The organism is Rhizobium sp. WYCCWR 11152 (assembly GCF_013087615.1).
In the GTDB taxonomy this organism is placed as follows: Bacteria; Pseudomonadota; Alphaproteobacteria; order Rhizobiales; family Rhizobiaceae; genus Rhizobium; species Rhizobium indicum.
In genome coordinates this window covers 212,618-231,178 of record NZ_JABFCP010000008.1, presented here as the reverse complement: position 1 = coordinate 231,178, position 18,561 = coordinate 212,618, and the positions used below count along the sequence as shown (strand labels likewise).

General features: G+C 60.6%; 17 protein-coding genes. 11 read left to right on the top strand and 6 right to left on the bottom strand.

The features are described 5' to 3' along the window. The first annotated feature begins 10 nt into the window (after positions 1-10). Entirely contained in the window at positions 11-1,000 is a 990-nt protein-coding gene (locus G9X67_RS11000; RefSeq protein ID WP_171598682.1) for an aldo/keto reductase, read from the top strand. 48 nt (positions 1,001-1,048) lie between these two features. Here G9X67_RS11000 and maiA read toward each other — a convergent pair whose 3' ends face one another. The 6 genes from maiA to G9X67_RS10970 form a co-directional block, all read right to left on the bottom strand. Then, the gene (maiA, locus tag G9X67_RS10995) at positions 1,049-1,684 is read right to left on the bottom strand and encodes a maleylacetoacetate isomerase (protein WP_171598681.1); all 636 of its coding nucleotides are present in this window, start codon (positions 1,682-1,684) and stop codon (positions 1,049-1,051) included. Further along, positions 1,681-1,857, bottom strand: a complete 177-nt coding sequence (locus G9X67_RS10990) for a hypothetical protein (RefSeq protein WP_171598680.1) — start codon at positions 1,855-1,857, stop codon at positions 1,681-1,683. The genes maiA and G9X67_RS10990 overlap by 4 nt, the downstream gene beginning before the upstream one ends. A gap of 103 nt (positions 1,858-1,960) precedes the next feature. Beyond that, complete coding sequence (locus G9X67_RS10985; RefSeq protein ID WP_171598679.1) at positions 1,961-2,377, bottom strand: organic hydroperoxide resistance protein; 417 nt, start codon at positions 2,375-2,377, stop codon at positions 1,961-1,963. A gap of 191 nt (positions 2,378-2,568) precedes the next feature. Continuing rightward, positions 2,569-3,891, bottom strand: coding sequence for a HAMP domain-containing sensor histidine kinase (locus G9X67_RS10980; protein ID WP_138329212.1), 1,323 nt, complete (start codon positions 3,889-3,891; stop codon positions 2,569-2,571). Continuing rightward, complete coding sequence (locus G9X67_RS10975) at positions 3,888-4,628, bottom strand: response regulator (protein ID WP_018068635.1); 741 nt, start codon at positions 4,626-4,628, stop codon at positions 3,888-3,890. Before G9X67_RS10975 ends, G9X67_RS10980 begins: the two co-directional genes overlap by 4 nt. Before the next feature lie 124 nt (positions 4,629-4,752). Beyond that, on the bottom strand, positions 4,753-5,802 hold the full coding sequence (locus tag G9X67_RS10970) for an alpha/beta hydrolase (RefSeq protein ID WP_138329211.1): 1,050 nt from the start codon (positions 5,800-5,802) through the stop codon (positions 4,753-4,755). 350 nt (positions 5,803-6,152) lie between these two features. Between G9X67_RS10970 and G9X67_RS10965 the strand changes: the two genes are divergently transcribed. The 10 genes from G9X67_RS10965 (at position 6,153) to G9X67_RS10920 (ending at position 18,421) form a co-directional block, all read left to right on the top strand. Continuing rightward, a complete protein-coding gene (locus G9X67_RS10965) occupies positions 6,153-7,928 on the top strand; it encodes a cytochrome c biogenesis protein DipZ (RefSeq protein WP_171598678.1) in 1,776 nt (591 codons plus the stop codon). A gap of 54 nt (positions 7,929-7,982) precedes the next feature. Next, positions 7,983-8,741, top strand: a complete 759-nt coding sequence (locus G9X67_RS10960) for an alpha/beta hydrolase (RefSeq protein WP_003560005.1) — start codon at positions 7,983-7,985, stop codon at positions 8,739-8,741. A gap of 401 nt (positions 8,742-9,142) precedes the next feature. Next, a complete protein-coding gene (locus G9X67_RS10955; RefSeq protein WP_130668602.1) occupies positions 9,143-9,865 on the top strand; it encodes a DeoR family transcriptional regulator in 723 nt (240 codons plus the stop codon). 177 nt (positions 9,866-10,042) lie between these two features. Further along, positions 10,043-11,071, top strand: a complete 1,029-nt coding sequence (gene deoC / locus G9X67_RS10950) for a deoxyribose-phosphate aldolase (protein WP_246705391.1) — start codon at positions 10,043-10,045, stop codon at positions 11,069-11,071. A gap of 5 nt (positions 11,072-11,076) precedes the next feature. Beyond that, positions 11,077-13,464 carry an aldehyde dehydrogenase family protein gene (locus tag G9X67_RS10945; RefSeq protein WP_171598677.1) on the top strand — a complete coding sequence of 796 codons (2,388 nt, stop codon included), beginning with the start codon at positions 11,077-11,079 and terminating at the stop codon, positions 13,462-13,464. A 160-nt stretch (positions 13,465-13,624) separates the two neighbouring features. Further along, positions 13,625-14,080 carry an RbsD/FucU family protein gene (locus tag G9X67_RS10940; protein WP_171598676.1) on the top strand — a complete coding sequence of 152 codons (456 nt, stop codon included), beginning with the start codon at positions 13,625-13,627 and terminating at the stop codon, positions 14,078-14,080. Positions 14,081-14,092: 12 nt separating this feature from the next. Further along, a complete protein-coding gene (rbsK, locus tag G9X67_RS10935; RefSeq protein ID WP_138329206.1) occupies positions 14,093-15,025 on the top strand; it encodes a ribokinase in 933 nt (310 codons plus the stop codon). Next, the gene (locus G9X67_RS10930) at positions 15,022-15,897 is read left to right on the top strand and encodes a sugar ABC transporter permease (protein ID WP_138329205.1); all 876 of its coding nucleotides are present in this window, start codon (positions 15,022-15,024) and stop codon (positions 15,895-15,897) included. The genes rbsK and G9X67_RS10930 overlap by 4 nt, the downstream gene beginning before the upstream one ends. Beyond that, positions 15,894-16,922 (top strand): carbohydrate ABC transporter permease, encoded by a 1,029-nt coding sequence (locus G9X67_RS10925; RefSeq protein ID WP_171598675.1) that lies wholly within the window; start codon positions 15,894-15,896, stop codon positions 16,920-16,922. Before G9X67_RS10930 ends, G9X67_RS10925 begins: the two co-directional genes overlap by 4 nt. A gap of 44 nt (positions 16,923-16,966) precedes the next feature. Beyond that, positions 16,967-18,421: an extracellular solute-binding protein gene (locus tag G9X67_RS10920; protein WP_171598674.1), complete on the top strand. Its 1,455-nt coding sequence runs from the start codon at positions 16,967-16,969 to the stop codon at positions 18,419-18,421. Positions 18,422-18,561 lie beyond the last annotated feature (140 nt).

The window sequence follows — 18,561 nt, the reverse complement described above, 5'->3', positions numbered from 1 at the left end:
GGAAACTTCTATGCAGAAGCGTGAACTTGGAAAGAGCGGACTTCAAGTCTCAGCCATCGGTCTCGGCTGCATGGGGCTGAGTTACGGGTATGGCCCGGCGACAGATATTCAGGAAGCGACCGTACTGATCCGGCGGGCATTTGAACGCGGCGTGACCTTCTTCGACACAGCCGAGGCCTATGGCCCCTATAAGAACGAAGAGCTTCTGGGAGAGGCGCTCGCCCCCTTCCGCAAAGAGGTGGTGATCGCCACGAAATTCGGTTTCAACTTCGATGCCAATGGCGGCCAGAGCGGCATGAACAGCCGGCCGGAACAGATACGCGCGGTGGCCGACCAGGCGCTGAAGCGTTTGAAGACCGATGTCATCGATCTCTTCTATCAGCATCGCGTCGATCCCGATGTTCCGATCGAGGATGTCGCCGGCACGGTCAAGGCGCTGATCGCGGAAGGCAAGGTCAGGCATTTCGGCCTCTCGGAAGCGGGCGCCCAGACGATCCGTCGCGCCCATGCCGTCCAGCCGGTGGCGGCACTGCAGAGCGAATATTCGCTGTGGTGGCGCGAGCCCGAGCAGGAAATCCTGCCGACGCTCGAAGAACTCGGTATCGGTTTCGTGCCCTTCAGCCCGCTCGGTAAGGGCTTCCTGACTGGCGCGATCAGCGAAACGACCACCTTCGACAGCAAGGATTTCCGCAACGTCGTGCCGCGCTTTTCTCAGGAGGCGCGAAAGGCCAACCAGGCGCTCGTCGATCGTCTCGGAGAAATCGCCGCCCGCAAGAAGGCCACCTCCGCCCAGGTCGCTCTCGCATGGCTGCAGGCGCAGAAGCCCTGGATCGTGCCGATCCCCGGCACCACCAAGCTGCATCGCCTCGAGGAGAACATCCGGGCCGCCGAGGTCGAATTGACGGCCGAGGATCTCGGCAATATCGAAAGCGCGCTCGCCACCATCAAGGTGGAAGGCGATCGATATCCCGCGCATCTGCAGGCAAGGGTCAACCGCTGAGAAAAGAGCCGGCCGCCATCGTTTGCGGCCGCTTCTTCATTGATCGCATCATCGTCTCGGCGCCGGCGCATTCTCCTGGAAAGCCGGGATCGCCTCGAGCCTGCCGACAATCTCCGCGATATTGGGCCACAGGGCGAGATCGAAGCCCATGCGCCGGGCGCTGATCGCCTGCGGGAAGAGGAAGATATCGGCAATACCAGGCCGGTAGCCGATGGCGAAGGCGCCATGCCTGCGGCCGGCGATCATCGTCTCCACAGCGGCCATTCCCTCGCCGACCCAGTGACGGCTCCAGGCTGCAATGGCATCGGCATCCGCTTGGAAGGCCGTTTTGAGGTGCAGGCCGATGCGTGGCGGCAGCAGCGCATGGATCTCGGCTGCGATTGCAAGCGCGATCGACCGCGCCAGCGCCCTGCCCTCCGCCGTGTCGGGCAGCAGCGGTGGTTCGGGGTGAAGCTCGTCGAGATATTCGACGATCGCCAGTGACTGGGTGATGAGAACGCCGCCATCCGTCAGCAAGGCCGGCACCAGCCCTTGCGGATTGACGCTGCGATATCCGGCCTGCCGGCTCTCGGCCTCTTCGCCGAGGATGGTCACCGGCAGTGTTTCCGCCGTCAATCCCTTCAGGGCGAGCGCGATGCGGACTCGCGACGTCGCCGAGGAAATTTCATTCTGATAGAGCTTCACTGGTCTTCTCCCTGGTGACTTAAAAGAGGAGCTGGAACGGCCGCTTGCTCCCCGGAAGACGATGCTGCCGTCACGAGGCCCGCAAGCGGCGAGGGCTCCTGCGAGCTTACGTCGTAGATGCAGGGCGCGGCGAAAACCGTCGCGCCCAGAATGCAGATGATCATCAATCTCATCAGATCCTCCATCGGCGAGGCCCGGTCGGCCTCGTCCTGTTTGCTTTCGGCTCCTGTCCTTTGCCCGCCGCAGCCAATGGCCTTCGGTGGGCAATTCCACTCGTTAGGCAACCGTCAATTCGACATGAATGTTGCCGCGTGTGGCCTTCGAGTATGGGCAGGTCTGGTGAGCCTCTTCAATGAGGGCTCGTGCCACATCCGCTTCGATCCCGGGCAGGCTGACCTTGAGACGGGCCTGCAGGAAATAGCCGCCATCGGCTGTTCCGAGATCAACCTCGGTGTCAACGGCAAGATCGGCTGGAAGCTTGACCTTTTGATTAGCCGCGGCAAAGCCGATCGCGCCGATGAAGCACGCAGACCAGCCGGCGGCGAAAAGCTGTTCGGGATTGGTGCCGGCGCGGTTGCTGCCCGGAGGCGAAAGCTTGATCTCCAACTGGCCGTCGTCGCTGTGCGAAGCGCCATCGCGCCCGCCCGTCGTATGGGTCTTGCCGGTATAGAGAACCTTATCGATCTTTGTCATGGAACACTCCTTGTGTTGCGTCGCTCCAGGCGACTGGCCGCGCTGCGCGGCCGGGTTGACGGAGTGTGGTTTGACCGACGGATATATCCGCCATGTTTCCGAAATCGCCCGAAATGTCACAAAGCGTAGCATCCGGTATCGAGGACATCTTCACATACAAAACGTCTCGAAATTTTGCAGCGCCTCTGATGTCAACGGATAGTGATTTCCGCTGCCAGCCCGCCGCCAGCGCGATTGTGGAGCCGGAGCGACCCACCAATCTTGGCCGTCAGTTGCTGGGCGATAGCAAGACCGAGACCGGTGCCTCCGGTCTCCCTGTTGCGGGATTGTTCCAGCCGGAAGAAAGGCTGCATGGCGGCTTCCAGCATATCGTCCGGAATTCCCGGCCCGCGATCCATGACTGTGATCACGATATCGTTCTCGGCGCTGCGCTCGACACTAATCTCGGCAGCACCAGCGAACTTCAGCGCATTGTCGATGAAGTTCGACAGGATTCGGCGAAGTGCATGCGGCTTGGTGAAGGCGGCGCCCTGAACCAGCCCGACGACGGTGACGGCCTTTCCGGTATCCTGGTAGTCATAGGCTATGCTGTCGATGAACGAGGCGAGATCGATCCGGGCGCTCTTCTCGCCGTTGCCATGCGCGCTGCGAGCATAGGCAATCCCGTCCTGGACGAGACGCTGGATCTCGCCGAGATCATGCACCAGCTTGTCTTTCTCCGGCGACTCCTCCGCCATGTCGGCGCGCAGCCGCATGCGGGTGATCGGCGTCTGCAGGTCATGCGAGATTGCCGCCAATATCTGAACGCGCTCTTCGAGATAATGGGCAATCCTCTCCCGCATCGCGTTGAACGCCCTTGCCGCATGGGCGACCTCGCTCGGCCCCGCCTCGCTCAAGGCCGGACCGTCCTTGTTCGGGTCGAGAGCATCGGCGGCGGCGGCAAGCTCGCCGAGCGGCCGGATCGCCTGGCGAACCGCAAACCAGGTGCAGAGGATCAGCAGCGCCATCTGGACGATAAAGACATAAGGCAGCCATGCGGCAATAGGCATGACACCCTTCGGCGTGACGTCGATCGTCAAGGGGCTTCCGTCGCTCAACGTCAGATGCGCCTGCAGCCGGTTCACATCGCCTGGAATCCGTTCGATCCGGATTGGAAAGCGGTGCCCGATAGCCTCCTCGATCTTTCCTGAGATTTCCGCCCCTTTGCTTGACGTGTCAGGCACGCCGGGAAGGCCGGGCCCGAGCACGAAACGGTAATTGCCGCGGCTCAGCCGGTCGAGCAGGTCGCCGCGCTCGCCGGGCGGAAGCCGATCGAGAACCGCAATCGACGTTGCAACATCGTTTTCCAGCGTGCCGAGCATCACGGCCTTCGCCGACATGTAGCGCTCCATATAGAGCACACTGAAGGACAGCCCGTAGGCCAAGGCCAGCCCGATCAGCAGGATCAGGAAGATCCGCGACCGCAATGTGCTCGGCCACGTCAGGCCCGAAGGCAAGGGGATTGCCGCCTTCATTGGCGCGGCTCCGATATTTCGACCGGGACGGAAAACACATAGCCTTCGCTGCGCACCGTCTTGATATAAGTCGGTTCGCGCGCATCGTCGCCCAGCCGCTGACGCAGGCGGCTGACCAGGAGATCGATAGAGCGATCGAAGAGATCGGCGTCGCGGCCCTGCGTCAGGCTCAGAAGCTGGTCGCGATTGAGCACACGTTGCGGGTGATCGATGAAGACGCGGAGCAGACGGTATTCGGCGCCGCTCAGCGCAATCGCGGTCCCTTCCCTGTCGAGAAGGTGCCGGGCAACCGTATCGAGCCGCCAGTCGCCGAAGGTCAGCAATTGTCCGGCTTCGCTGATCTGCAGGTTGGGCGGCAGCATCCGCGTCCGCCGCAGCACCGCCTTGATGCGGGCGAGAAGCTCACGCGCAGCAAAGGGCTTGGGAAGATAATCATCGGCGCCCATCTCCAGCCCGAGGATCCTGTCCATCTCGTCGGTGCGGGCCGTCAGCATCAGGATCGGGATCGCCTTGTGCCGGCCGGCGCGCAGTTCGCGGCACAGCACCAGCCCGTCGTCGCCGGGCATCATCACGTCGAGCACGATCAGGTCGACGGCATTGGCGTCGACAAAACTGCGCATCTGCCGTCCGTCGGCAGCAACGCTCGTGCGCAGGCCATTCTTCTGCAGGTAGCCCGATACCAGCTCGCGGATTTCGCGATCGTCATCGACGATCAGGATGTGATCGACATGATCCATATTTCCCTATTCCCCATCAATAGAAGCGGCCGCGCCGGTCGCTTTGTTCCTGACCGAAGCGACAGACGCGACCTACGCATATTCCGCTGGCCGGAGCAACGAGGCGCTGCACGGCAGCGTCGACCTAGAAACGATCGACGTCTATGACCGCCTGCGCAAAAGCCTGCGGCGCTTCCTGAGGCAGGTTGTGGCCGATGCCGCCGCCGATGGTGCGATGCTCGTATTTGCCGGAGAATTTTCCGGCGTAGGCGGAAGGCTGCGGATGCGGCGCACCGTTTGCATCGCCTTCCATGGTGATGGTCGGCACCGAAATGACAGGCGTTGCGGCGAGCGTCGACTCGTAGGCATCGTACTTTGCCTCGCCTTCGACAAGCCCCAGGCGCCAGCGATAATTGTGAATGACGATGGCGACGTGGTCGGGATTGTCGAAGGCAGCGGCCGACCTGTCGAATGTCGCATCGTCGAAGTTCCACTTCGGCGATGCCGTCTGCCAGATGAGCTTTGCGAAATCATGCGTGTTGCTCTCGTAACCCATACGTCCGCGTTCGGTGGCGAAATAGAATTGGTACCACCAGGCAAGTTCGGCTTTGGGCGGAAGCGGCTTCTTGTTGGCCTCCTGGCTGCCGATCAGGTAGCCGCTGACCGATACCATCGCCTTGCAGCGCTCGGGCCAGAGCGCCGCCATGATGTTGGCGGTCCGCCCGCCCCAGTCATAGCCGGCAATGACAGCTTTCTCGATATCAAGCGCATCGAGCAGCGCGATCATATCGGCGGCGAGCGCTGACGGCTGGCCGTTGCGCGGCGTCTGGTCGTCCAGGAAGCGGGTCGTCCCGTAGCCGCGCAGATAAGGCACAATCACCCTGTAGCCCGCCGTGGCAAGCAGCGGTGCGACATCGACGAAACTATAGATGTCATAGGGCCAGCCATGCAGGAGCAATACGACGGGGGCATCCGCCTTTCCCGCCTCGGCATAACCGATGTCGAGCACGCCTGCCTTGACCTGCTTCAGCGCTTCGAAGGACGTGTTGGTTCCGGGCTTTATAGCTGGCACCGATGCGGCAGTCGCAGACGACTGGGCGGCAGCCGTGCCGGCCACGCCGAATTCGACGGCCGCAAGGGCGATTGCCGTCATGCCGAAGAAACGGCGGCGGTGATGGTTGATTTGCTCTGACATCGGTCTCTCCTGTCGAATGGATCACGGTCGCGAAAAGGCGCTCTACTTGTATCCCTGATATGTCGCAAGCAACCGTTTTTTGAATGCGGATGTAGCTTCCGGCCGCCTGGATACATTCCGATACAATCGCGCGGCCTCGGCAAGTGGTCGCCTTGGCTGCAGTCGTCTCCTCGCGGCTGCGGCAGTTTGTATCGCTTTGTATCGCTGCCGCCCTACCCCGACACTTCGGTACATTTTCCCGCAAAGCCGGACACATCGGGGATACTTCACACCGGCCATATCCCCGCCGTTGCTGGTTCAGGCCCCATCGCCGCCCAGAGCCCGATCAATCGGTTTCAAAGGAAACGATGATGACACTTCTGATCATTGCCTATCTCGGAGGCGCGCTGACGATCCTCAGCCCGTGTATCCTCCCCATCCTCCCCTTCGTCTTTGCCCGCGCCGGACAGCCCTTCGTCAGAAGCACGCTGCCGATGCTGGCGGGCATGGCCGCCACCTTCGCGCTGGTCGCCACACTGGCCGCGGTCGGCGGCAGCTGGGCCATTCGCGCCAATGAATATGGCCGCCTTGCCGCCATCGTCCTGCTTGCCCTCTTTGGCGCGAGCCTGCTTTCGCCGCGTTTGGCAAGCACGCTTGCCCGGCCGGTCGTCGATCTTGGCAACAATCTTCTGAACGCCACCGGCGGCGGGCGCGGCACCACGACAGTGAAGAGCGCGCTTCTTCTCGGCGTTGCCACCGGAATGCTCTGGGCGCCTTGCGCCGGTCCGATTCTCGGCCTTGTGCTGACCGGAGCTGCATTGCAGGGCGCCAATCTGCAAACGACCTTCCTGCTGATCGCTTATGCCGCTGGTGCTGCAAGTTCGCTTGCGGTAGCCCTGCTGGTCGGTGGCCGGATATTCGCCGCCATGAAGCGTTCGCTCGGCGTTGGCGACAGGATTCGTCAGGGGCTCGGCGCTGCCGTCCTGGCGGGTGTCGCCGTCATCGCGCTTGGCCTCGACACCAGCCTGCTCGCCCGGCTCTCCTATGCCAGCACCACATCGCTGGAACAGGCCGTGCTCGACAGGCTGCATGCAAAGCCACTCAGTGGCGCATCTTCCGAGCTGGCGAGCAACGAGGTGATGATCGCCGCAGCTGATGCGAAGAAACCCTTCCGTAGCGACTTGCCCGTCGAAGGCCACGCCCCTTCGCTCGACGGCGCGGTCGAATGGCTGAACTCTAAGCCTCTGACATCAGAGCAATTGCGGGGCAAAGTCGTGCTCGTCGACTTCTGGACCTATTCCTGCATCAACTGCATTCGCACGATCCCCTATGTCAGGGCCTGGGCGGAAAAATACGCCGATCAAGGCCTTGTCGTCATCGGCGTCCACGCCCCGGAATTTGCCTTCGAGAAGAAGATCGACAACGTCAAAAGCGCAATCGACGATTTCAAGATCGGCTATCCCGTTGCGATCGACAATGATTACAAAATCTGGCGCGCTTTCGAAAACAGCTACTGGCCTGCCGCCTATCTGATCGATGCCAAGGGTCAGATTCGCTACCACCATTTCGGCGAAGGCAATTACAACAGGACCGAAAAGGCCATTCAGGACCTGTTGCGCGAGGCCGGCAGCCAGACGACGGCAAGCGCGCCGGTCGCGCCGGATGCCAAGGGCGTGGAAGCAGGCCCAGATCTCCGCAATATCCGCTCCGGCGAGACCTATCTCGGCTACGAACAGGCGGCGAATTTCGCCTCTCCGGAAGGGCTGCAGGCTGACCTGGCACAAAATTATACAATCGGCGAACCGGGCCTCAATGGCTGGGGCCTGTCCGGAACCTGGATCGTCGGCCGGGATCAGGCGACGCTTGATCAGTCGGGCGGTGGCATCACCTATCGCTTCAGCGCCCGCGATCTGCATCTCGTTCTTGGGCCGGGTGCCGGCGACAAGCCGATCCGCTTCCAGGTGAAGATCGACGGCAAGGCGCCAGGGCCCGACCATGGGTCAGACATCGATGCCGACGGCAATGGCACGGTGACCGCGACGAGGCTTTATCAGCTCGTCCGCCAGTCCGGCACGGTCGCCGCCCGCAACTTCGAGATCCGCTTCCTCGATCCCGGCGTGCAGGCTTACGCCTTCACGTTCGGCTGAACCTGAAACGCATCAATATCCCGATCATCAACAATGACCAAAGGAGTGATACTCATGAACAAACGTCTTCTTTTCACGGCAGCGCTTGCATTTGCCACCACCGCCATCGCGTTCGCAGCAGAGGCTGCCGCGGTCAAGAACATCGTGATCGTCCACGGCGCGCTGGCCGATGGCTCGGGATGGCGCAAGGCGACGGACATTCTCGAGAAGCGCGGCTTCAACGTCACCATCGTCCAGCAACCCATTACCTCGCTCGACGACGATGTGGCGGCGACCAAGCGCGTTCTCGACCTTCAGGACGGCCCGGTCCTGCTCGTCGGCCACAGCTATGGCGGCATGGTCATCACCGAAGCCGGCAACGATCCCGCGGTCGCGGGCCTGGTCTATGTCGCGGCATTCCAGCCCGACAAGGGCGAAAGCCTGCTGAGCCTCGCCAGCTCGAAGCCCGCCGGCAGCATGGATATAAAGGAAACGAAGGACGGCAAATATCTCTATCTCGATCCGGGCGCCTTCGCCGCGGATTTCGCAGCCGACCTTCCGCAAGCCGAAGCCGATTTCATGGCAAAGTCACAGGTCTTCGCCTCGAAGCAGGCATTCTCCGCCAAGATCACTCAGCCGGCATGGCGGACCAAGAAAAGCTGGTCGATCGTCGCCACCGAGGATCGCTCCATCAACCCCGAGCTTGAACGCGACATGGCAAAACGTGCCGGAAGCGACGTGACTGAAATAAAGGCAAGCCACGCCGTCTTCGCCTCCCAACCGGAAAAGGTTGCCGATGCGATCGAAACGGCAGCAAGGAAAGCCGGCGAGTAGCGCGCGCAGCCAGGAATGTCCTCAGCAGTCGCGAGGATGAAGCCTCTGGTCGGAAGGCCACCCGACCAGAGGCGTGACGAACTCGCCCCTGCCGGCCGAGAATATCGATCTCGTCGTCACCCGCTTCCCGCAGCCGAAGTGAGGCACCATCCATGCAGTTTTGTGACTATTCCATCACAAAAATGGAAGATTGGTCACAAATTCTCATTTCAAATTGCGGGGTTTCCCTGTAAAATTGAGACGATATGCCATGTTGCGCGCAACCGGCTGGTGCAGAAGCTGCAGCTCGGCGCAAATGCCGAATCGTAGCTCGAGGGACAAACAAGATGAGAACGGCAGTCCCTTGTTAAATTTTCATCAGAACACTATTCCAGGTGTAAACGATAAGGGAGAGATGCGATATGGATAGTCGCAAGGGCCGGCGCATCGCAGTCTTATCCGAGGCCCTTTCACAACATCGCATTCTGCACATCAAGAATGCTGCGGAGATCCTGGGCGTCTCAGAGATGACGGTTCGGCGTGATGTCAGCGCCAATGCAGACCAATTCGCGTTTCTCGGCGGCCACATCGTTGCAGCTGTCGAAGCGGAAAACGATCCCTATGAAATTTCCAAGGCAGCCGACAGTCATGCCGCTGCAAAACGGCAAGTTTGCACACAAGCTATTGATTACATTCACCATGATGATACGGTGTTTTTCGATTGCGGCACCACCTTACCCTATCTGGTCGATCTCCTCCCAGACCAGATTCACATAACGGCGATCTGTTACGCCATGAATGTCGCTGATCGCCTGACGCGAAAACCCAACGTTCGCCTTGTTATGCTCGGTGGTCTTTACCACCCAGCATCGGCGAGCTTTTCCGGTGCCACGGGGCTGGAAATGCTCGATCAGCTTGTGATCAACGTGGCATTTCTATCGGCAGCCGGTGTCGATGCCCGGCGTGGCGCAACCTGCGCGCATTTTCACGAAGCGGAGATCAAGAAAAAGGCGATGTCCCGGGCACGAAAGAATATTCTTCTCGCCGACAGCAGCAAAATTGGCAAGCTCAAGCCAGCCTTTTTCAGCGACATGAAGTCGTTCGACGTGGTCATCACCGAAAACGGCATGAACGATTTCGATTGAGAAATCCCGCATTTTTTCTGCGTCTGGCGAAATCTAAACTTGACGCAGCGGCGCGGTGATGCAAACCTCACAAACAGTGAAAAAAAAATCACATTTGAGCCAGTCGTGAAGCTTCCTCTGCGTGCCTCTGCACTTGATGGCAACAGGATCTTCACGCTCGGATCGGGAGGATTCTAGTTGGAAACCGTTGCTGTTCACAATGCGGCAAACGCGGCGCATCATGGAGGCCCTTCGCGATTGCCGGGCGGCACCCATAACCGGCCGCGCAATACCGGGATGGAACTCGATCTGTCTTGGGTGCTTGACACCCGGGTCAACCTGTCTGCCACCGAGCGCCGCGTAGCCTCGCTTCCCGGACGCCGGACCGTCAAAAAGGACGCACAGGCGGCTTGGCTCCTGAAGGCGGTGACCTGCATCGACCTGACGACATTGAACGGCGACGATACCCCCGAACGCGTCAAGCGGTTGTGCGCGAAGGCGATGAATCCGATACGCGCCGACATTCTGGATTCGCTTGGCATGAGCGGCCGGTCGATCACCACCGGCGCCATCTGCGTCTACCATCGTTTTGTTGCAACGGCCGTCGAGGCGCTCGGAGATTCCGGCATTCCGGTCGCCGCGGTTTCGACCGGTTTCCCTGCCGGCCTCAGCCCGCACCACCTCAAGGTCAAGGAAATCGAGGCGTCAGTTGCCGATGGCGCGAAGGAAATCGACATCGTCATCACCCGCGAGCATGTACTGACCGGCAACTGGACAGCACTCTACGAGGAAATGAAAGAATATCGCGCCGCCTGCGGTGATGCGCATGTCAAGGCCATTCTGGCGACCGGCGACCTGAAGACGCTCCGCAACGTCACCAAGGCCTCGCTGGTCTGCATGATGGCGGGAGCCGATTTCATCAAGACCTCGACCGGCAAGGAAGGCATCAATGCGACGCTGGCCGTGACATTGACCATGCTGCGGGCGATCCGCGCCTATCAGGAACGCACCGGTATCAAGATCGGCTACAAGCCGGCCGGAGGCATTTCAGCGGCGAAGGACGTGTTGAACTACCAGTTCCTGATGAAGGACGAACTGGGGCGCGAGTGGCTGGAGTCCGATCTCTTCCGTATCGGTGCATCAAGCTTGCTTGCTGATATCGAGCGGCAGTTGGAGCATCACGTCACCGGTGCCTATTCAGCCCTCAACAGACACCCGATTGGATGATCCAGATGACTGTTGCAAAGTATTTCGACGAGATGTCCTACGGCCCCGCCCCCGAATCCGATACCGAAGCTCGCGGCTGGCTGGCGCGCCACGCTTCCGGTTTCGGTCACTTCATCAATGGCGCATTCGTGCCCTCCGCATCGGGCAAGAACTTCGACACGTTCGAGCCAGCCACCGGCAAGGTCCTGGCGAAGCTCGCAAACGGCGGCGCGGCGGATGTGGACAACGCGGTTGCTGCGGCCCGCAAGGCACAGGCGTCATGGGCGCGACTGCCGGGCCACGCGCGGTCGCGCCATCTCTATGCACTTGCCCGGATGATCCAGCGCCATGCGCGTCTGATTGCTGTGGTCGAGGCAATCGACAATGGCAAGCCGATCCGCGAAACCCGCGATCTCGACGTGCCCCTGGCAGCCCGTCATTTCTATCATCACGCCGGATGGGCGCAAATCCAGGACACGGAATTTGCCGATCATGTGCCGGTGGGCGTCGTCGGCCAGATTATCCCGTGGAATTTCCCGTTCCTGATGCTGGCCTGGAAAGTGGCGCCGGCTTTGGCGCTCGGCAACACCGTCATCCTGAAGCCTGCCGAATTCACCTCGCTGACGGCCCTTCTCTTTGCCGAACTGGCATCCGCGGCGGGCCTTCCGCCGGGCGTACTCAATATCGTGACCGGCGAAGGTGAAACAGGCGCGCTGCTCGTCGGGCATGAGGATATCGACAAAATTGCCTTTACCGGATCGACCGAAGTCGGGCGCGTTATTCGCGAGCGTACCGCGGGTAGCGGCAAATCCTTGACGCTGGAACTCGGCGGCAAGTCCCCTTTCGTCGTTTTTGACGACGCCGATATCGACGGCGCCGTGGAAGGCGTGGTCGACGCGATCTGGTTCAACCAGGGACAGGTCTGCTGCGCCGGTTCGCGGCTTCTGGTCCAGGAAGGCATTGCCGATCTTTTCCATGAGCGGCTGAAGCGCCGGATGGAGACATTGCGGGTCGGTCAGCCTTTGGACAAGTGCATCGATATGGGTGCGATCATAGCGCCCGTGCAATTGACGCGTATCGAAGCGCTGGTGAAAAAGGGAGTTTCAGAAGGCGCGACACTGCATCAGGCCAAGATCGACCTGCCGAAGGGCGGCAGCTTTTACCCGCCGACGCTTCTCAGCGGCGTGCAGCCGACATCGATCGTCGCGACCGAGGAAATTTTCGGGCCGGTTGCGGTCTCCATGACTTTCCGCACACCGGAAGAGGCTATCCAGCTTGCCAATCACACCCGCTACGGCCTCGCCGCCAGCGTCTGGAGCGAGACGATCGGCTTGGCGCTGAACGTTGCGGCAAAGCTTGCAGCCGGCGTGGTCTGGGTGAATGCCACCAATCTTTTCGATGCCGCCGTCGGTTTTGGCGGCAAGCGCGAATCCGGATTCGGCCGCGAAGGCGGACGCGAAGGTTGCTACGAATATCTGAAGCCGAAGGCTTGGGTCGGTCGCAAGGCGCGCGCAGCTATGCCCGCACTTTCGCAACTAAAGCCGGTTGCCGGCGATTTTGCCCTGCCAAGCATCGACCGGACGGCAAAGCTCTTCATCGGCGGCAAGCAGGCACGCCCGGACGGCAATTATTCCCGTGTCATCGCCTCGCCCAAGGGCAAGGCGATCGGGGAGGTCGGCGAAGGCAACCGCAAGGACATCCGCAATGCGGTGGTTGCCGCACAGGCCGCCTCCGCCTGGTCGAATGCGACCACTCATAGCCGCGCCCAGATTCTCTATTACATCGCCGAAAACCTCAGTGGCCGCGCCGACGAGTTCGCCTCGCGGATAACAGCGATGACCGGAGCTTCCGCAGCCAATGCAAACGCCGAGGTCGACGCCGCGATTTCCCGTCTCTTCACCTACGCAGCCTGGGCGGACAAATATGAAGGCGGCATTCACCAGCCGCCGCTTCGCGGCGTTGCCTTGGCCATACCGGAAGCCATCGGCGTCGTTGGCGTCATTTGCCCGCCGGAAGCGCCGCTGCTCGGCTTTATCAGTCTGATTGCACCGTTGATTGCCACCGGCAATCGTGTCGTCGCCGTGCCAAGTGAGGCCTTCCCGCTTTCGGCCACGGATTTCTATTCCGTTCTGGAAACGTCGGATGCGCCTGCCGGCGTCGTGAATATCGTCACCGGGTCGGCGATCGAACTGGCAAAGATCCTTGCCGCGCACAATGACGTTGATGCGTTGTGGGCCTTCGGCTCGGCGGAACTTTCGACGACGGTGGAGAAGCTGTCTTCGGGCAATCTCAAGCGAACCTTCGTGGACAATGGCAAGGCGACGGACTGGATGGACAGAGCCGCTGCCGAAGGCGCGCTATACCTTCGCCGCGCTGTGGATGTGAAGAATATCTGGATCCCCTACGGAGAATAAGGGCTCCAACTCTGGTCATCCGGGCGGGAGGAGAACCGCACCGGCAGGCGAGAACAACGGAATTTGAGGGAATCGCAGAGCTGTAACGGAGCTGCGGTTATTGGGCTCTGTTTTGCGGGCACGAGGTGCTGCGAAATGGTGCAACTAAGGGAGGATTTTCATGCTGAAGAATATCGATCCGGCTCTGAATGCGGATGTGCTGCATGCGCTCCGGTCCATGGGGCATGGCGACACGGTCGTCGTTTCCGACACCAATTTTCCTTCGGATGCCATTGCCCGGCAAACGGTGCTCGGCAAGCTGCTGCGCATAGACAATGTGTCTGCTGCCCGCGCCATCAAAGCTATTCTTTCGGTAATGCCGCTGGATACGCCGCTGCAGCCGTCCGCCGGACGAATGGAAATCATGGGCGCGCCGGACGAGATCCCTCCAGTGCAGCAAGAAGTCCAGGCCGTTATCGACGGCGCCGAGGGCAAGCCGGCGCCGATGTATGGCATCGAGCGTTTCGCCTTCTATGAGGAGGCCAAAAAGGCCTATTGCGTCATCACTACGGGCGAAAACCGCTTCTACGGCTGCTTCCTCTTCACCAAAGGCGTGATTCCGCCGGAAACCGTTTGAGGGGAAACGATAATGAAGGTGGGTGTTTCGATCCTCGGGATTTTCGTCGCCGACACGGCCTATCTGGCCAAGCGCATGCCAAACGTTGGCGAGACCATCACCGGGACCGGTTTTGCAGTAGGCCCGGGCGGCAAGGGATCCAACCAGGCTGTCGCTGCTGCCCGCGCCGGTGGAACGGTCTCCTTCATCTCGAAGATCGGCCGTGACACGTTCGGCGACATGGCGCTGAAGACCTATGCGGAAGCAGGCGTGACGCCGAAGGTTGTACAGATGGACGATATGCCGACCGGCGCTGCCTTCATCTACGTGAATGACGGTAACGGCGACAATGCGATTATCGTCTATCCAGGTGCCGCAGGCACCATCGGCGTTGGTGATGTCGAAGCGGCACGCGAAACCATCGAACAATCGGCTGTTTTCGTGACCCAGCTCGAACAACCGGCTGAAGCGGCGCAACGCGCCCTCGAAATCGCCCATGCGGCCGGCGTTACCACTGTTTTCAATCCCGCGCCGGCCGAGCCGTTTCCAGACACGATCTATCCGCTCTGCGACTATATCGTGCCAAACGAAACCGAGGCGGCGGCCATCGTCGGTTTTCCGCTCGACACGCTCGACGACGCCAGACGGGCTGGCGACGCCTTTCTTGCCAAGGGCGTGAAAGCCGCGCTGATCACCCTGGGTGGTCGCGGTGTGCTCTATCATACGGCCGGGCAATCGGTTCATGTTCCGGCGGTCTCGTCGGGAGCAGTCATCGATACCACCGGCGCCGGCGACGCATTTGTCGGTGGCTTCTCGGCAGCGCTCTCGCGGGGCGCTAGTCCGGTCGAGGCCGTGCGTTTCGGCTGCGCGACCGCCGGTATTGCGGTGACGCGGCGGGGTACCGCGCCTGCAATGCCGAAGATCGAGGAAATCGAGGCGCTTCTCCAGAAGGGAGACGCAGCATGACCCGCAACGATCCAGTCAAACACTTCTTCATCTGGCCGGCGTTGCTGATCGTGCTGGTGATTTCGATCTTCCCGCTGATCTATTCGCTGACCACCAGCTTCATGAGCCTGCGGCTCGTGCCGCCGATCCCCGCGCGTTTCGTCGGCTTCGGCAACTATACGGAACTGCTTCAGAATCCGCGCTTCTGGAGTGTCACCTGGACGACGACGATCATCGCCTCTGTCGCGGTGACGCTGCAATATGTCATCGGTTTTTCCGTGGCGCTGGCGCTCAGCCGTCGTGTGCCCGGCGAAGGCTTGTTCCGGGTCAGCTTCCTGGTGCCGATGCTGGTGGCGCCCGTTGCCGTTGCACTGATTGCCCGCCAGATCCTCAATCCCACGATGGGCCCGCTCAATGAGCTGATGACCGTCTTCGGTTTTCCCAACCTGCCGTTTCTGACGCAGACCAGATGGGCTATCGGCGCCATCATTTCCGTCGAAGTGTGGCAGTGGACACCCTTCGTCATCCTCATGCTTCTTGCCGGCTTGCAAACCCTACCGGAGGACGTCTACGAGGCTGCCGCGCTTGAAAATGCCAGCCCCTGGCAGCAGTTCTGGGGGATCACTTTCCCGATGATGCTGCCAATTTCGGTGGCGGTGGTCTTCATCCGCCTCATCGAGAGCTACAAGATCATCGACACGGTGTTCGTCATGACAGGCGGAGGGCCCGGCATTTCGACCGAAACGCTCACCTTGTTCGCGTATCAGGAGGGCTTCAAGAAGTTCAACCTCGGCTACACCTCCGCCCTGTCCTTCCTGTTTCTGATCGTCATTACCGTGATCGGGCTCGTCTATCTCGCCATCCTGAAGCCTTATCTGGAGAAGCACAAATGAGCGTGCGTGACCTCAAAGGATCCGGCCGCTGGTGGGCGCTCGCAGGCTGCCTGCTCTGGCTGGCCTTCACCTTCTTTCCGCTTTACTGGGTGGCGATCACCTCGTTCAAGTCGCCGCTCGGCGTCGTCGGCGGGCCAACCTATATTCCATTTGTCGACTTCGACCCGACGCTGACAGCCTGGAGCGAGCTTCTGTCGGGCGCGCGCGGCCAGTTCTACAACACCTTCATCGCCTCGACGATCATCGGGCTTTCCGCATCGGTGCTGGCCACCTTCATCGGATCGATGGCAGCCTATGCGCTGGTGCGCTTCACCTTCGAGGTCAAGCTGCTGTCCGGGGTGATTTTCGTCGTTGTTGCCTTCGGCGGATATCTTCTCGGCCGTCATGTGCTGGGCTACGGGCAGGCTATTTCGCTGATCTTTGCCTTTGTTGCAGCGCTTGCCCTCGCCATCGGCTCCAGCCGAATGAAGCTTCCAGGGCCGCTCCTCGGCAATGATGATATCGTCTTCTGGTTTGTGAGCCAGCGCATGTTTCCGCCGATCGTCGCCGCCTTTGCCTTGTTCCTGATGTACACGGAAATCGGCAAGTTGGGGTTCAAGCTGGTGGACACCTATACAGGGCTCACCTTCGCCTATGTCGCCTTCTCGCTGCCGATCGTGATCTGGCTGATGCGCGATTTCTTTGCGGCACTGCCGGTTGAAGTCGAAGAGGCGGCGATGGTCGACAATGTGCCGTCGTGGAGAATTTTCTTCGGTATCGTCCTGCCCATGTCCAAGCCGGGCCTGATCGCGACATTCATGATCACGCTCGCCTTCGTCTGGAACGAGTTCCTGTTCGCACTCTTCCTGACCAGTTCCAAATGGCAGACCCTTCCCATTCTCGTCGCAGGGCAAAACAGCCAGCGCGGCGACGAGTGGTGGTCGATATCGGCAGCCGCCCTGGTCGCGATCATACCCATGGTCGTCATGGCGGGCATTTTGAGCAGGCTGATGCGGTCTGGCCTGCTTTTAGGAGCAATAAAGTGACCGTTCGACAAGCCTAGTCATTGTTCAATTCCGGGGAGGAAAACATGAGAAGATTGCTACTGAGTTCAACGGCCGCGGTACTGTTTGCGGCGGCGGGCACCGCACCGGCGCTCGCGTGCGAACCGGACTACACCGGTGTCACACTCACGGCCACGACGCAGACTGGGCCCTATATCGCCTCTGCACTGCAACTCGCGGCCAAGGGCTGGGAAGAAAAGACCTGCGGCAAGGTGAATGTCGTCGAATTTCCGTGGTCGGAACTCTATCCGAAAATCGTAACCTCGTTGACTTCGGGCGAAGACACGTTCGACGTGGTCGCCTTTGCGCCGGCCTGGGCACCGGACTTCACCGACTTTCTCTCAGAAATGCCGAAGAATATGCAATCAGGTGCCGACTGGGAGGACATCGCGCCGGTTTACCGCGAGCAACTGATGGTCTGGAACGGCAAGGTCCTGTCGCAGACCATGGACGGTGATGCCCATACCTATACCTACCGCATTGATCTGTTTGAAAACGCGGAAAACCAGAGCGCCTTCAAGGCGAAGTATGGCTACGATCTGGCCCCGCCGAAGACATGGAAGCAGTATCTCGACATCGCCGAATTCTTCCAGCAGCCGGACAAGGGCCTCTGGGGCACGGCGGAAGCCTTCCGCCGTGGTGGCCAGCAATTCTGGTTCCTGTTCAGTCACGTAGCGGGATACACCAGCCATCCCGACAATCCCGGCGGCATGTTCTTCGATCCGGATACGATGGATGCACAGGTCAACAATCCGGGCTGGGTGCGCGGCCTTGAGGAATATATCCGCGCCTCCAAGCTCGCACCGCCGAACGCTCTCAACTTCTCGTTCGGCGAAGTGAACGCGGCCTTTGCCGGTGGCCAGGTCGCGGAATCGATCGGCTGGGGCGATACCGGCGTCATCGCCGCCGACCCGAAGCAGTCGAAGGTTGCCGGCAATGTCGGTTCGGCATCGCTGCCGGGCTCCGACGAGATCTGGAACTACAAGACCAAAAAGTGGGACAAGCAGCCCGAGGTCGTCCAGACTTCCTTCATGGCCTTCGGCGGTTGGCAGGCGGCTGTTCCGTCGTCCTCCAAGAACCAGGAGGCGGCCTGGAACTATATCCAGTTCCTGACGAGCCCGGCGGTTTCTGGTCAGGCGGCCATCACCGGCGGCACAGGCGTCAATCCTTACCGTCTTTCGCACACGACAAATACGGCGTTGTGGTCGAAGATCTTTTCCGAGCGTGAGGCCAAGGAATATCTTGGAAGCCAGAAGGACGCGGTGACCGCCAAGAACACGGCGCTCGACATGCGCCTGCCGGGCTATTTCTCCTATACGGAAATTCTCGAAATCGAGCTTTCCAAGGCATTGGCTGGAGAGGTGACGCCGCAGCAGGCGCTGGATACCGTGGCTGCCGGATGGAACAAGCTGACGGACGAGTTCGGCCGCGACAAGCAACTGGCAGCCTATCGTTCGTCGATGGGCCTGCCTGCGAAGTAAGCCCATCCTCAACATCTCATCCCGGCGGTGCCGGGATGAGATCAGACATCGTTGAAAGAAGAAGCAAACCATCGCCGCTTAGAGCGCCGTGCGTCCTTTCGGACGAAGGACGCTCTAACTCTTTCTCGCATCGTGCTTTC